Here is a 14,800-nt window from a genome sequence, read left to right as displayed (position 1 = left end):
TTGTTTTTTCAACTGTGCTGATCGTCGTGTCCCTCAATTGTGGCCTTGCTTTGGGTGTGGATGATTGTATGGATTATGCATAACCAGACGCACCCATTTTAAGTATTCCACACGCTATGAAAAAACACATTGTTCTAACACTGCCACTCATTGTCAGCCTTGCCACTTCAGTATCGGCTGCACCGCCTGTGGTGAAAGTAGAAACCAGGATGGAAAAAGGCAAACCGGTCGAGTACAAGTATATCGATGGGATCAAGGTGCATGAGGAAGATCCTGCGAAACAACCACAGCCGAAGGTCGTGACCCCCAAACCCTACGATGCCGAGGCGGCCAAAGCTCCGGCGAATGCCAAAATTCTATTTGATGGCACCGAAAAAACACTCGGAAACTGGACATCCACCCAGGGTGGCCCCACCAAGTGGAAGCTCGTTGACGGCGCCCTGGAGTCGGTGCGTAAAGCCGGCTATATCCAGAGTAAGGAGCAATTTGGCTCCTGCAAGTTGCACATCGAATTCGCCACTCCCGCCGTGGCCAAAGGTAGCGGCCAGGGTCGGGGAAACAGCGGCGTGTTTCTCATGGGGCAGTATGAAGTCCAGGTGCTCGACAGCTATCAAAACCCAACCTATCCCGACGGCCAGTGCGGCGCGCTTTATGGCCGGGTCAAACCCTTGGTCAACGCCTGCCGCAAACCCGGTGAGTGGCAGACCTACGACATCACATTTCATCGGCCGGTCTTTAATGAAAAAGGGGAGGTCACCCGACGCGCCAGGTTTCATGTGGTGCACAACGGCATCGTCATCCACGATAACGTAGAACTTTGGGGCGGCACCAGCTGGCGCGGACCACATTCAATCTCTGAGTACATCAAGCATGGTGACAAAGGCCACCTCCAGATGCAGGACCACGGCAATCCGGTGCGCTTCCGCAATATCTGGATTGTAGAAATCGCCGACTAACCGCCGGTTATGATGACTGTCGAGCTGGGCAGTCCACCCCATCCTTGATGGTTTCCTCCAATCAGCTTGGCGCCTTGATGGATCATCGGCTGGATTTGATGATGATGAGCCAGTCTTTGGCCGGGTCTGACGGTGGGCGGCCCAAGTTGACAGGCTGGCCACCCGTGACGGTTTTCACACTGCCGGTGGCGAGCTTGCCACCCTGGCGGGGGTTGAACCAGTGGACGGAAAACTCTCCGTTGGCCTTGCCAAGGTCTAACACACAAGGCGAGGCTTTGGGTAGGTAGACCAGGTAGAGTGAGCCTTGTTTGGAAAAACAATAACCTTGTTGGTTGGTGTTTTTGGTATTTCCGATGAGGGCGTTGGTGTTGGTCATTTCCCAGAAGGGGATTTGATAATCCCGGAAAAAACCGAGGGCGATGCGACTGTATCGCCAGGTCTTGCCGCGGCTTCTCCAGTCCTGGCAGTTCAGGTCATTTTCGGGAAGCTGGTAACCGAAGTAGTATTCAACCCCGGTGCCCCCCGCCATCAGGGTGCCCCAGAGGACCTGGGCGCGGATTTCATCGATGCTGGGAAGGTGGGGCGATGCCTTTTTTTTCTTATGTTTGGCCATGGCCTGGGCCATACCCGGCCAGTCGGGGTCGGGAGGTGTTCCGGTAGCGGCATTGCCTGCCTCGTCGAAGCCGATGACCCATGGATGACCCGCTTTTGTGGAGCGGCTGACCCACTTCAAGGTGTCGGTATGCGTCCGGTTGACGTGGGAGTTCTGGATGGAGACACCGCTTAGCAGGTCTTTTTTCCCCAGAAGCCGTCCGTAGATTTTATCCTGCTCATGAGGATAGGTGTGAAGGACGATGTTGTGTGCGTAGGGGTCGGTTTTCCTGATGAACCGCGCTTGGTCGCTGATCTGTTGGATCGACTGTGTGTTTTCCTCACCCAGGTTCCAATTGAGTGCGAGGTTGTGACCGAACCTGGCGATGATTTCACGCAGATAGGCCTTGCGCTGGATGCCGAGCTCTCCCTTGTCGAGGGCATGCTGCTTACCTGCTTGGTGGTTCCCCCGGAGGTCATCATTTTCAGTTTCCTGCAACTTGAAGTGGAGATACATGCCCTTGGCCGTGGCGTGGTCGAAGACCATTCCCCATTGGTCGAGTTTCGAGCAGTCGAAGTGAACTTTGTCCGACCTGCTGACATGGGGCCAGACGTTGTCGCCGTCGCCTCCAGCATTGTATGGGATAAAGGAAAAGGCGTTACAACCTTGGGCAGAGAGGTAGTTGATGGCACCAATGATGCCTTTCCCCTTGCCGTTTTTCCATGTGGGGTCTCCGGATTTCCAATCCCTGACATGTGCGTTCCAGTTTTTCAGCGGACATTTTTTCGGGTTGTTAGCCACGGTGCCATCGAAATCCACGTAGGCGAGGAACGTCTCCGGGGCATCGGCACCGGCTTTGAGGAACCACTCGGCATTGCCGGCGTGGCGGAGGTAGCGGGTGCCCACATACTGAAGCCGCCCCTTGCCACGCAGATCGACACCGGCTTTGTCGGTCGGGCCAATCTTGAAGCTTCCCTGGAGTTTATCCAATGGCGTTCCCTTGAACTGGATAGCATATTTCCATCGGCCTGCCTTGTCGGGTGATAGATGAGCCCTCCATTGGTTTCCTGATGTGGCTGACGTCTCAGCGGCATGGCCGTCGGCTGCAAAGTACCCTGGCACCACGTAATCGGGCGTGCCGGATTCGTGGGTGAAACGGACATTCAGGACGAGGTCAGTGAATGGGTTGGGCTTGGTGTCCGTTTCGCCGGCATGGGGGCCGGTCATGGTGAGTGTGACCTTATGCCACTGTTTGAGCTCACCGGATACGGTTACTTTTTCATCAGCATGGAGGCTCATGGGCAGGAGCATGGCACTGGAAACGGCAATCAGGGTGGCTGGACTCTTTTTGTGCATGTTGTGTTGTTTCGGTGTCGGCAGGACGGTTTGAGAAATTTCCCCAGGGAAGGTTGCCGTCTGCATGCAAACGGCGCGTCCCGCTTCAGACGATACGATGTCCAGCGGGTTTTCTCCCATGTTTTTCTTAAAATAATCAACGCATTGACTTCATCGGGCGGCAGGAAACGGGCGGGGAAATGGTGATGGATAGAAGGAAAGGAAGCACGCACAATTACCTATTTACAATTGGACTATGATCCATTAGCAACAGCGCATGTCTGATTGTCGTCGCCCATTCTCCTCACAAGTATTTGATGGCCCTGATCGTGCACCGAGTCGTGCGATGATGCATGCCGTCGGTTTCAACAACGAAGATTTCGATAAACCGCAAGTTGGTGTGGCATCCACCTGGAGCCAGGTCACGCCCTGCAACGTCCACATTGACCGGTTGGCACTTGAATCGGCCAAAGGCGTGGATGCCGCGGGTGGAAAATCCGTCATTTTTAACACAATCACCATCTCCGACGGTATTTCCATGGGGACCGAGGGCATGAAGTACTCACTTGTTTCCCGCGAGGTGATCGCCGATTCCATCGAGACCGTCATTGGCTGTGAAGGCATGGACGGCGTGGTCGCCATCGGGGGCTGTGATAAAAACATGCCTGGCTGCATCATGGCACTGGCCCGACTGAATCGTCCCGGCATCTTTGTCTACGGAGGCACGATTCTTCCCGGTTGCACCAGCATCAAGGGGGAGGATAAAGACCTCGATATCGTTTCCGTTTTCGAAGCCGTTGGCAAACATGCAGCCGGCGAGTATTCTGATGAAGAACTCCGGGCTGTCGAAGAAAATGCCATTCCCGGGGAGGGTTCGTGTGGTGGCATGTACACCGCCAACACCATGGCGAGTGCCATCGAGGCGCTCGGGATGTCACTTCCTAACAGTTCTGCCCAGGATGCCGTTGGCGAGGACAAGATGAGGGATTGTTTTGATGCCGGTGCTGCTGTTTTGAATATGATGGACAAGGGGATCCGTCCTCGCGACATCCTGACCCGGAAGGCCTTTGAAAACGCGATCACCGTTGTTATCGCCCTCGGTGGCTCCACCAATGCCGTGCTGCACCTGCTCGCCATGGCTCATGCCTGTGATGTGGAACTTAGTATCGACGACTTCACGGAAATCGGCAAAAACGTCCCCATGCTCGCCGACCTGAAACCAAGTGGCAAGTATGTCATGGCGGACCTGGTGAAAATCGGCGGCACCGTGCCGTTGATGAAGATGCTTCTTAAGGCGGGGCTTCTGCATGGCGACTGCTTGACGGTCACCGGTAAGACCCTCGCTGAAAACCTGGCCAATTCCCCGATTGAATACCCCGTTGACCAGGACATCATCCGCCCCTTGGACAACCCGATCAAAAAAGACAGTCACCTGCGTATCCTCTACGGAAATCTTGCTCCAGAGGGTGCTGTTGCCAAGATCACCGGGAAAGAGGGAAGCAGTTTCACCGGTAGTGCCCGCGTCTTCGATTGTGAAGAAGACGCGATGATCGCCATCCTTGAGGGTAAAATCGTCGATGGCAATGTCATTGTTATTCGCCGCGAAGGACCGAAGGGCGGTCCCGGCATGCGCGAGATGTTAGGGCCGACCAGTGCCGTGATGGGACGTGGCCTTGGTGACAAGGTGGCCTTGATCACTGACGGTCGTTTCTCCGGTGGTAGCCACGGGTTTGTTGTCGGTCATATCACACCTGAAGCCCACGTCGGTGGTCCGATTGGTTTGCTTGAAGACGGCGACGAGATCACGATCGATGCCGTAGGCAACAGCATCAGTGCCAATCTCACGGATGAGGAATGGGCGGCGCGAAAAGCCAGATGGCAGCCTTACGAGCCTCGTTACAAGCGTGGTGTGCTGGCCAAGTATGCCCACACCGTGACATCGGCCTCGACCGGTGCGGTGACGGATAAGTTCTAGGGAGTAGTTCGGAGAGCTTGCCCGCATAGCTTCACGCGAAGGAGGGGCCTGTCCGCATCATTCCTGGGTTGCCGGTGGACAGGATTGTCCACCCTCCCTAGCCTAGCTCGGCTTCGAGCTTTTCGATCTTGTCATTGAGCTCGCCCCATTGGGTGAAGGCGTTTTCCAATTTCTCGGAAAGCGCCTGGTAGGCGGATGATGCCTGCTGCATTTTTTCGGCATCCCCGGCAGTGGCTGGGTCGGACATGTGATGTGTCAGGGCGCTCTGCGCGGCCTCGAATTCGGAAATACTGTTTTCCAACGCTTCCAGTTCGGCTTGCAGTGGTTTGAGCACATCGTTGCGCTTCTGCCGTAGCGCGGCTTCCGCCTTGCGCTGCTCCTTGCGGTTGGCGTTCGAAGCTGGACCGGAATGCACTGCTTTGGCCGTAGTCGTTGCCACCCCCCTTGCGGCGTTTCTCTCCTCCTCGACTTTTTCGAGGTAGTAAGTGATGTTGCCAGCAAACATCCTTGGAGGATGACCCTGGCGGAACTCGAGTGTCTTGGTTACGATCGGGTCAAGGAACGAGCGGTTGTGGGAAACGATGAGGTAGGAGCCCGGGTAATCGCGCAGGGCGTTTTGCAACACCTCCTGCGACTGGATATCGAGGTGGTTGGTGGGTTCGTCGAGAATGAGGAAGTTGGCAGGGCGAAGCAGCATGCAGACGAGGGCGACGCGCGACCGTTCACCGCCGGAGAGGATGCCTACTTTCTTAAAGACGTCGTCGCCACGGAACAGGAAACAGCCCAGGAGGTTACGGGCCAGGGGCGCGTTTTCACGTGATGCGGCTTTTTCCGCGCACTCGAGCACGGTGATGTCCGGATCGAGCTCATCGGCGTGGTTTTGGGAGAAAAACGAGGCGGCTGCTTTGTGCCCGAAACGATGCACCCCGCTGTCGGGCTCTTCCTGGCCGGTGATGAGTCGGCAGAAGGTGGATTTCCCCGCGCCGTTAGGTCCGACGATGGCGATGCGTTCGCCGCGGGTGATTTCAAAGTTGAAGTCCTGGAAAATATTGACCTTACCGTAGGCCTTGCTGGCGTTTTCCAATACGGCAACGCTGTGGCCGGACGCCGGAGGGTCAGGGAAACGGAAACTCATCACCGCATCATCCTGCTCGATCTCGATCAGTTCGATTTTTTCCAACTGCTTGATCCGGCTTTGCACCTGCTTGGCCTTGGTTGCCTTGGCGCGGAAGCGGTCGATGAAATCCTGGATCTGTTTGACCTCACGCTGCTGGGCTTTGTACTGCTTGACGAGAATTTCTTTGCGGAGGACGGATTCCTTGACGTAAAATGAGTAGTTGCCCGCGTATTCCTCGGCCCGGCCGTGGTGGAAGGCAATGGTCCGCTTGGTAAGCATATCGAGCAGCGCGAGGTCGTGGGAAATGATCAGGATGGCCCCCGGATAGTTGACCAGGTAGCTTTCCATCCACTTTTGCGAATCGATGTCAAGGTGGTTGGTCGGCTCGTCCAGGAGCAGGATTTGTGGCTGGGTCAGCAGTAGTTTGGCAAGTGCGATCCGCATCTGCCAGCCGCCGGAGAACTCACCGCAGTCGCGGGTGAAGTCACTGCGCCGGAAACCAAGGCCGGTGAGCACCGACTCCATCTTGGGTTTGATCGTCCCCGGGTTGGCGGCTTCGAGCTTGAGTTCCAGATCGCCGATGTCGTGAAGCAGGTCCGAGTAGGGGGCGGACCGGGGGTCGAGGTGGTGCAGTTTTTCGGCCAGTGAGTCGATTTCCCTTTGCAGGTCGCGGGTTTCGGCAAAGGCCGACTCCACTTCATCCCAGAGGGTGATGTTTTTAATATGAATTCCCTCCTGGGGCAGGTAGCCGACGTCGCAGTGCTTGGGTTTGACCAGCCTGCCGCCATTCGGCTTGAGGATGCCGGCGATACACTTCATCAGGGTGGATTTGCCCGCGCCGTTGTGCCCGGCGAACGCGATCCGCTCCTTCGGATGCACAGTGAACGAGAGGTCTTTAAAGATGACCCTCGCACCGAATTCGATATGTAGGTTTTGCACGGCAAGCATCGCGGGCAGGTTTCTGCCAGAATTCAGGGGATTGACAACAGAATTTTAAACCGGTTCGAATACGCGTATTGCGCGCAATGGAATCATTCCTTCCTTCATCTACTATCAAAAATAGCAGTTTGAAAAACGGGCACCCTGCACTACCGGCCATTCTTGAAGGTTGTCAAGAGGCCGGGAATAGCCAATGATCATGGCCATGAGCAGAATTTGTGAAGTAACCAGTGCGTTGATCGACCTGGCCCTTCTTGAGGATATCGGGGAAGACCTGAAGACGGGGGATGTGACGTCGGTGTATTTTGTGCCCGGGGAAAGAAAATCAAGCTCCTACATCCATGCCAAGGCTGAGGGGATATTGGCGGGAATGGCTACCGCCAGGGAGGTGTTCCACCGGATCGACCCCGGGCTGGAACTGGTCGGACTCAAGCAAGACGGGGACGTGCTCAATTACGGCGACCACGTGCTGGAGATCAGCGGTTCCGCGCGATCGATTCTTACCGCGGAGCGGACCGCGCTGAATTTTCTCCAAAGGCTGTCGGGTATAGCCACCCAGACACGCGAGTATGTGGCCCTGATACGCGGGACGAAAGCCAGGGTACTCGATACCCGCAAAACGACGCCGGGCTGGCGCGCCCTGGAAAAGGCGGCCGTGGTAGCGGGGGGGGGGACCAACCACCGGATGGGTTTGTATGACCGGGCGATGGTAAAGGACAACCATCTGATGGCGGAAAACAAGTTGAATGCCTTGCAGGACGCCATTGACCGGCTGCATGAAGATCGCCCCGGCGTTGAAGTGGAGCTGGAAACAGACACACTGCAACAAGTCGGGCAATTCCTTGGACTGGAAGGCGTTGATTACATCCTGCTGGACAACATGGACAACGCGACGATGCGGCAGGCGGTGGCGATGCGTGATGCGGCAAAATCGAAAGTCCTGCTGGAGGCCAGTGGGGGAGTGAATCTGTCGACGATTGCCGGTATCGCCCAGACAGGTGTCGACTTCATCTCGGTGGGTGCATTGACACACTCAGCCGTCGCGCTCGATCTGTCGCTGGAGTTTAAATAACAGTTCATGCAATAAAGTGCGGCGATCTGCCTCCTACCAACAACCCGTCAACCAGCCCCTATGAAAAAGCCCGTCTTCTTTTTGATCCTACGTGTGATTGTGGCGCTCATCCTCCTTCAGACCTTGTTTTTCAAATTCACCGGAGCCGAGGAATCCGTGAAACTCTTTTCCATGCTATCAGAGGCCGTGATCGGGGACGACTCCCTGGAGGCACTGATGCGGATAGGTTCCGGCGTGGTGGAGTTGGTGACTGCCGTACTCCTGTTGATGAAAAAACCTGCTGCAATTGCGGTCGGCTCATTGATGGCTGTTGGGACGATGGCAGGGGCGATCGTAACCCACCTATCCGTGATCGGGGTGGATTACGGGGGCGGTCCGGTGCTGTTCATCATGGCGGTGGTCACCATGGTGATCTCCCTGGTGCTGCTCTTCCGGTTCCGGGGATCATTGCCCATGCTGGGTAAATTCACATGAGCGGCGTGTTGATTTTGTTCCACCGGGCGTGGGAGATAGGTTGCATTTCTGCGGTATTCCGCTACATTGGCCACCTATGACATCAAAGTTCATTGGTCTTCGCATTTCGATTCACGTTGTTCTAGCTGCATGGATGTCTGTGGGAGCTTCAGCTGAGAGTGAAATCCCGAAGGGTATTTTACCACACCTATCAGCGGATCGTTATGAAGAGCGTGAAAAGGCATACGCCGAGCTTCACAAGTGGGCGGAAACAAACCTGCAGGTCGCACCCGAGATATTACATCGCACGTGGAAGGCGCTGGAAGAGCCGGAAGCCAAGACGCGGTGCTACACGCTGATGAAGGAAATGGTGATCCAGCGTCAATACGGACGCGGCAAGGGCTTTGTCGGTATCAGCATGGAGGAGTTCATAGTCCCGGGCAAACAAGGTGAGCCGGCCCGGCCGGGAATCCGGGTTCGACTGGTGCTGCCCGATACACCGGCTGCCAAGGCGGGCTTGAAAGTGGGGGATGTGGTGTTAGGGGTCGATGATCTTGACTTCAGTAAGCTCGGGAAAGCCAAAGCGCCACGAATCGGTGGTGGTATTCAAGGGCGGATGGGGATGGTGATAGGCATGGACACGGTGCTGAAATTCAGTGAATACATCCAATCCAAGCAACCCGATGACATGATCACCCTGCATCTTGTGCGGGCGGGTAAAAAGAGCGATATGAAAATCAAGTTGATGAAACGTCCAGCGTCTGCGGATGCTGATGCCTTTGGCCCGTCAAGGGCGGATGAATCAAGGCTGCAAGGCGAAAGATTCTTCAACAAATGGCTGAAGGAAAAAGGCTAGGGCACCGGGGATAAGGAAGTTCTTTTTCAAGGCGTGGGGACCGGCGGGGTCTTCGGTGATGGTGGAGCCTCTGGGGTGGGGACTTCAGGGGTGGTTACGGTGGTGCTCACCCGGTCGTAGAACTCGACGATTTTTTTGTGGGCATCACGTTCTATCAGACCTGCGTTGGCCAGGTCCTGGGCAAGTTTTTTAGCGCGAGCAATCTTGAAGTCATCAAAGGATGTGGCTTTGGCTTCGCTGGACACTTCCTGTGGCGGGCTGATGACCAGGTTGGGGAGCAGCTTATCGACACCCGGCAGGACCGAGCCGGGGATGATTTGCTGGAGTGTGGCTTTTTCCCCGGTCGCAGGCCCGCTTTGAATCGTCGGTGGCTGGCCATCGGCGAGCTGTTCGATGTTGTTGGCATCCTCGAAGATGGCGAGCTTCACACAGTTGTCGTAATTGCTAAGAAGGGCATCACGGATCAACACCTGGCGGATCGGCAGCTCCTCATCTTTTTCCGTGGAAAAGAACGTGTCGTCGACTTCCATGACCGAGGCAAGAATCTCAGCCGGTGTGAGGCCGAGCTGAACGCCAAGATACATTTGGTGCATCGATTTGTAGAGATTGGATTGCGCGTTCTCAGCGTAGAATTGTTCGTAGGCAGCCGACTCGCTGGCATTGGAGCTCAGCTCCACGATGACGGCTCTTTTTTGCTGGTACTTGCGACAGCTCTTGACTCCAAAGAGGGCCAGGGCGATCACGACGATAATGAAAAGCCCCTGTTTGATATACTCGCTGTAGTGTACTTGGGTCGTTGCCATGGGTCGGGAATTTGGTTTGTGTTGGTGAAAATGTTAGTTGTTACGGGGGTTAACGTTCGAAACGTTTTCGATCGCGACAGTTAAAGGTTACTTCCTCGTGGGTGATTTGATTCATCTGGAGGAGCTGGGCGAGTGATTCATCAATGGTGTGCATCCCTTCGGCATGTCCAATCTCCATCAGCCCCACGACTTGTTCGATTTTTCGCTCCCGGATGCAGGTGCGTAGACCATGGTTCATGCGGAGGACTTCCGAGGCCATGACCCGTCCCTGGCCATCGCTGCGCATGATCAGGCGTTGTGAGACAATGGCTTCCAGCACATTCGCCAGCTGGGCGATGATTTGCTGCTGCTGGTCCGGGGGGAAGACATCGACCAGGCGATCGACGCTCTGAGGTGCGTCGAGGGTGTGCAAGGTGGCGATCACCAGGTGCCCGGTTTCCGCTGCGGTGAGAGCGATGCGAATGGTTTCGAGGTCCCTGAGCTCGGAAACGATGATTACATCGGGGTCCTGCCTGAGGGCTTGCCTGAGGGCGGTTGGGAATGACCTGGTATCGGTCCCCACTTCCCGTTGTTTCACCAGGCAGGAGAGATGGGGGTAGATAAATTCGATAGGGTCCTCGATGGTGATGATGACTCCGGACCGGGTTTCAGAAATCCGTTTGACCATGGATGCCAGCGTGGTTGATTTGCCGGAGCCGGTCATTCCGGTGAGCAGGACAAGACCACGGCGGAGCTGACAGATCTTTTCAATGATCGGGTAGTGGCCGAGAGCCGCGAGACTGGGGATGTCGATTGGGATATGGCGGAATGACGCTTCGATGTGGCCACGGATGTAGTGGACATTGCCCCGGAACCGGCCGATGTCGGAGACCTGGATGGCGTAGTCGAGCTCCCAGTTCTTTTCCAACTCAGCCCGCTGGGATTCCGTGAGGGTGTCCATGATGAGGAACTTGGTGACTTCATCGGACAGGCAAAAGTCCTCAAGCGCCTTTAACACGCCATCGACCCGCGCGGCGGGTGGTGCCCCACTTGACAAATGCAAGTCGGAGCCGCCTAGCTCGACGCATACCCGCAGGTAGTCGGTGACATTTTTTACTTCGCTGATAGCATCGCTCATAGTTGCTGGAATGTTGGGTAGGATGGTGGGCTAGGAAATCCCTCGGAACAGGCGGTCGAAATCCTGGGCATTGGGTGCCGCCTGCCGGGCGGTGGACTCCTCGACAAAGCCTTGTTGGGCGGCTGCGACGAGGTAGCGGACAAAGGAGCAGTTCGTCGCATTATCGTTGCGGTTAATGTGGTCGGCTATTTCCGCGAGGTTGCTGTTGCGAATCCATGCGCGGGTGGCTGCTTCATTCTGCAGGTGTTCGACCGCGAGCATGAGGCCGCCGTGTTTGCGGGGCAGGAGTTGCTGTGAGAGGATGCCGATAAGGTGGTTGGAGAGCAGCTTGAGCAAACCCTCCCGGGAGTCGGGGGGGAAGAGGTTGGTAAGCCGTTCCAAGCTGTCGGTAACACCGGAACTGTGCAGTGTGGCTACGACGAGGTGGCCGGTTTCCGCGGCTTGCAGTGAAATCTTGGCCGTTTCCTTGTCCCGGATTTCGCCTAACAGGATGATGTCCGGGCTTTGCCTGAGTGATGCGCGAAGCGCGGAAGCAAAGGACAGGGTGTCAGCATGCAATTCACGTTGGGAAAAATAGCTTAATTTGTTAGCAAAGATATACTCGATGGGGTCCTCGATGGTAATGATGTGGCGTGCCTGGTTTTCGTTGATCCATTGAAGCATGGATGCCATGGTGGTGGATTTTCCCGAGCCGGTAGGCCCGGTGATCAGGATGAGACCGGATTTCCGGGACGCCCAGTTGATCATCAGTTCCCGGGGGAGGCCCAATGCATCCATAGTTGGAATCTCCTCCTTGATCGGGCGGAGCACGGCTGAGAGTAGGCCAAGTGACTTATAGAGATTGACGCGTAGTCGGCGCCCGCCCTGGATCACATGGCTGGTATCCTTCTCGTGTGTGTGTTCAGGGTCGGCATGGCACTGGTTCCAGAAGTCGGCCATGGTTTCGTAGCTGAGTGCGGATGCCCCCGGCACCTGGATCTCGTTGTCCAGCCGGACCCGGGGCACCTGGTCTTGGCATAAAAACAGATCCGAGGCACCTGCTTGGAAGGCATCTGCCGCCAGTTGATCGATGGAGTCACTCATATATTACGCTCAGCAGTAGAGCGATAGAATGTTGACACGGCAAGTCAGAATGTCGGTAGCCTTTTGTGTTTCCAAAATGATTTTACTTGTCTAGCTTGTAGAAAATTCATGGACGAGGCGACGGAACAACACATTGCACACTGTAGCTCATGCGGTTGTAGGATGGATATCTCTGCGATGGAGCCCTACACGAACGTGGTGTGTCCGGATTGCGGCCATCACACCCGGGTCAAGTGTGAGTTGGGCCAGTATCTTCTGGTCGGGCGTCATGCGGCGGGAGGGATGAGCATGGTGTTCAAGGCCCGCGACGTCACCCTGGATCGTGAAGTGGCCATCAAGATACTGAATGAGGATTATTCCCATGACGAGCAGCGCATGCAGCAGTTTGAGCATGAAGCCCTGATCACCGCTGCCATCAGTCATCCCCACGTTGTGAGGGTGTTCACCGTGGGGAAAGCCTACGGCCATTTTTATATTGCGATGGAGATGGTGCCGGGTGAAAACCTGGAGCAGCGCATCTCCCGTGAAGGCGCGATTGGTGAGGATGAGATGCTGCCGATTGCGGCGGAGATCATTTCCGGTTTGCGGGCAGCGAAGTCAGCGGGTCTGATTCACCGGGACATGAAGCCGGGGAACATTCTGTTCGATTCCATGGGCCATGTGAAGATCGTTGATTTTGGCCTGGCCCTGGTCACCCATGGGGGAACGGCCAAGGCCGAGGAAATCTGGGCTACGCCCTATTATGTTCCGCCTGAGGCGCTGGATGGACAAGAAGAGGATTTCAGGAGTGACATGTATGCCTTGGGGGCGACCCTCTATCACTGCCTGTCAGGCCAGCCACCGATTTCGGGGGAATCCAAATCCACCCGGGCCGTCCGCAAGGCCAAGGAAAGTATTGTTCCCCTGGCTCAGATCGCCCCATGGCTGAAACCGGAGACTTGCCATTTGGTCGACAAGGCGATGGCTCTGAACCGGGAGGACCGGTTTGCATCCTACGCCGAGATGGAAGACGTGTGGAATCTTGCTTATCAGTCGATCCAGGGCGCAGGAGCAGCCGAACCCATGCATAGCCGTGAGCGGGCGCGTCGGAGGGTGAAAGAGAAAAGCGGTATGATGAGTCTGGTGGTGACTGGATTGATCGCCTTGTTGTTAGTAGCTGCGGCGGTAGGGATTTTTCTCAAGAAAAAGAATGCGGCAGGGGACGTGCCCTCTGGAAATGAGGTGGTCGATACCGGTGGCAAGCAACCCGATGAGGGGGATGGCGGGGGATATGCACCCGAGGTCGCTGCGCGTATTGGCAAAGAATTTCGATTGTCTCACCGGCTGCTCAAGGAAAGGCAGTATGATGAGGCAAAATCCGTGTTTGTCCGTTTGATGAATGACAAGCAGGTCACCGAGCCCACCGCCTCGTGGGCGGGAGTCGAATCGGTGGTTGCCACTTGGTTAGGGGGGAATTCAGGCGATGCCAGTAATGCCATTGCTGATTTGCACAGGCATATGCAGGCCCGTGGTGTGTCAGGCGAAAGTACTGTTGGTGTGTTAGGGAAGCAGTTGGGGAATCTGGAGATCGTCAAAGAGTCGCATATTGGCAACGATACGATGAGTGTCGTTTACCTGATGGCGATCGCGTTAAAGAATTGGGAGATCGGTGCATGGGATGCGGCCGTTCCCTTGTTCAAGAAGGTCAGCAGCTATTCCTTGCCTCCGGAAAGCCCCCTTCTGGTTTACAAAGACATTGCGCAGCGATACCTCTCCGATTATCAGAAACTGAAACCCATATCCGAGATGCAAGCGCCGGGTGATTTGGATGGAGCGCGAGAGCGGTTGGATCTGCTTAAACGGACGCTGGGCGAACTGAAAACGCGAGGTCGGGCCAGGTTCCATGTGAGGACATGGCAGCTGAGGTTGCATCACCAGGTCAAGGTGCTGAGGGAGCAGGCGAACCACTCAGGTAAACAGGAGGCGAAGGCACCTGACTACGAGCAGCAGTTACCCAGGTTCCGTGAGCTTGTGGCTAACGCTAAATTTGCCGAGGCCTCGGAGTTGTTACAGGATGTGAGCCTGGAGCGACATCAGCGCGACGAAAGGGATGCCTGGGTCTATCTAACGGATTCCGCGAGCGCATTTCTTGGCGGTTTGGAAGAGGTGATTCCGGATACAGGTGTGGTGATGAAACTTGAGGGTGTGGATGGAAAGACCTATCAAAGAATTGTCAGGGCGAAAGAGGGAGGTTTGCAATTGCAGGGCACTGATGGAGAGGTTTTTGTTCCATGGGCCAGGATAAAAGCCGAAAGTGTGTTAGCCATCCATCAGAAGGCATTCAAGCAGACCCTGGCCACACTGGAGGGGCAGTTGCGGACTGAGCAGGCGGTATGTTATGCTTGGCTGACAGGAATGAAAGACAAAGCCAGGCTGGCAGCGGGCAGACTGGCTGAATCCAATAGGAACTTCAGCAAGCGTTGGGCGAGCACCATGCGTGCCCACCATGAGCAACCTTGACCC

The 14,800-nt window shown here is 55.8% G+C and carries 11 protein-coding genes; 6 read left to right on the top strand and 5 right to left on the bottom strand.

Going from position 1 to position 14,800, the window contains the following annotated elements; translation table 11 throughout:
- Window positions 1–116: 116 nt before the first annotated feature.
- Complete coding sequence (locus H7A51_07660) at window positions 117–956, top strand: DUF1080 domain-containing protein (protein MCP5536100.1); 840 nt, start codon at window positions 117–119, stop codon at window positions 954–956.
- 82 nt (window positions 957–1,038) lie between these two features.
- On the opposite strand, the gene H7A51_07655 is transcribed toward H7A51_07660, so the two are convergent.
- Window positions 1,039–3,024 (bottom strand): DUF5060 domain-containing protein, encoded by a 1,986-nt coding sequence (locus H7A51_07655; GenBank protein MCP5536099.1) that lies wholly within the window; start codon window positions 3,022–3,024, stop codon window positions 1,039–1,041.
- 136 nt (window positions 3,025–3,160) lie between these two features.
- Between H7A51_07655 and ilvD the strand changes: the two genes are divergently transcribed.
- The gene (gene ilvD, locus H7A51_07650; GenBank protein MCP5536098.1) at window positions 3,161–4,858 is read left to right on the top strand and encodes a dihydroxy-acid dehydratase; all 1,698 of its coding nucleotides are present in this window, start codon (window positions 3,161–3,163) and stop codon (window positions 4,856–4,858) included.
- A 97-nt stretch (window positions 4,859–4,955) separates the two neighbouring features.
- Here ilvD and H7A51_07645 read toward each other — a convergent pair whose 3' ends face one another.
- Window positions 4,956–6,923 (bottom strand): ABC-F family ATP-binding cassette domain-containing protein, encoded by a 1,968-nt coding sequence (locus tag H7A51_07645; protein MCP5536097.1) that lies wholly within the window; start codon window positions 6,921–6,923, stop codon window positions 4,956–4,958.
- A 190-nt stretch (window positions 6,924–7,113) separates the two neighbouring features.
- Between H7A51_07645 and nadC the strand changes: the two genes are divergently transcribed.
- From nadC to H7A51_07630, 3 genes are all read left to right on the top strand, one after another.
- Entirely contained in the window at window positions 7,114–7,986 is an 873-nt protein-coding gene (gene nadC / locus H7A51_07640; protein MCP5536096.1) for a carboxylating nicotinate-nucleotide diphosphorylase, read from the top strand.
- A gap of 60 nt (window positions 7,987–8,046) precedes the next feature.
- Window positions 8,047–8,460, top strand: coding sequence for a DoxX family protein (locus tag H7A51_07635; protein ID MCP5536095.1), 414 nt, complete (start codon window positions 8,047–8,049; stop codon window positions 8,458–8,460).
- 76 nt (window positions 8,461–8,536) lie between these two features.
- Window positions 8,537–9,295: a PDZ domain-containing protein gene (locus tag H7A51_07630; GenBank protein MCP5536094.1), complete on the top strand. Its 759-nt coding sequence runs from the start codon at window positions 8,537–8,539 to the stop codon at window positions 9,293–9,295.
- Between the two features lie 26 nt (window positions 9,296–9,321).
- Here the strand turns inward: H7A51_07630 and H7A51_07625 are convergent, their stop codons facing one another.
- The 3 genes from H7A51_07625 to H7A51_07615 are packed head-to-tail and all read right to left on the bottom strand — an operon-like array spanning window position 9,322 to window position 12,298.
- Entirely contained in the window at window positions 9,322–10,098 is a 777-nt protein-coding gene (locus H7A51_07625; protein ID MCP5536093.1) for a hypothetical protein, read from the bottom strand.
- Window positions 10,099–10,147: 49 nt separating this feature from the next.
- Complete coding sequence (locus tag H7A51_07620) at window positions 10,148–11,215, bottom strand: PilT/PilU family type 4a pilus ATPase (protein MCP5536092.1); 1,068 nt, start codon at window positions 11,213–11,215, stop codon at window positions 10,148–10,150.
- Between the two features lie 30 nt (window positions 11,216–11,245).
- Window positions 11,246–12,298, bottom strand: a complete 1,053-nt coding sequence (locus tag H7A51_07615) for a PilT/PilU family type 4a pilus ATPase (protein MCP5536091.1) — start codon at window positions 12,296–12,298, stop codon at window positions 11,246–11,248.
- Between the two features lie 108 nt (window positions 12,299–12,406).
- Here H7A51_07615 and H7A51_07610 point away from each other — a divergent pair, with 108 nt between their 5' ends.
- Complete coding sequence (locus tag H7A51_07610) at window positions 12,407–14,797, top strand: protein kinase (GenBank protein MCP5536090.1); 2,391 nt, start codon at window positions 12,407–12,409, stop codon at window positions 14,795–14,797.
- Window positions 14,798–14,800 lie beyond the last annotated feature (3 nt).

Source organism: Akkermansiaceae bacterium, from assembly GCA_024233115.1.
In the GTDB taxonomy this organism is placed as follows: domain Bacteria; phylum Verrucomicrobiota; class Verrucomicrobiia; order Verrucomicrobiales; family Akkermansiaceae; genus Oceaniferula.
This window is presented reverse-complemented; position numbering and strand designations above follow the sequence as displayed.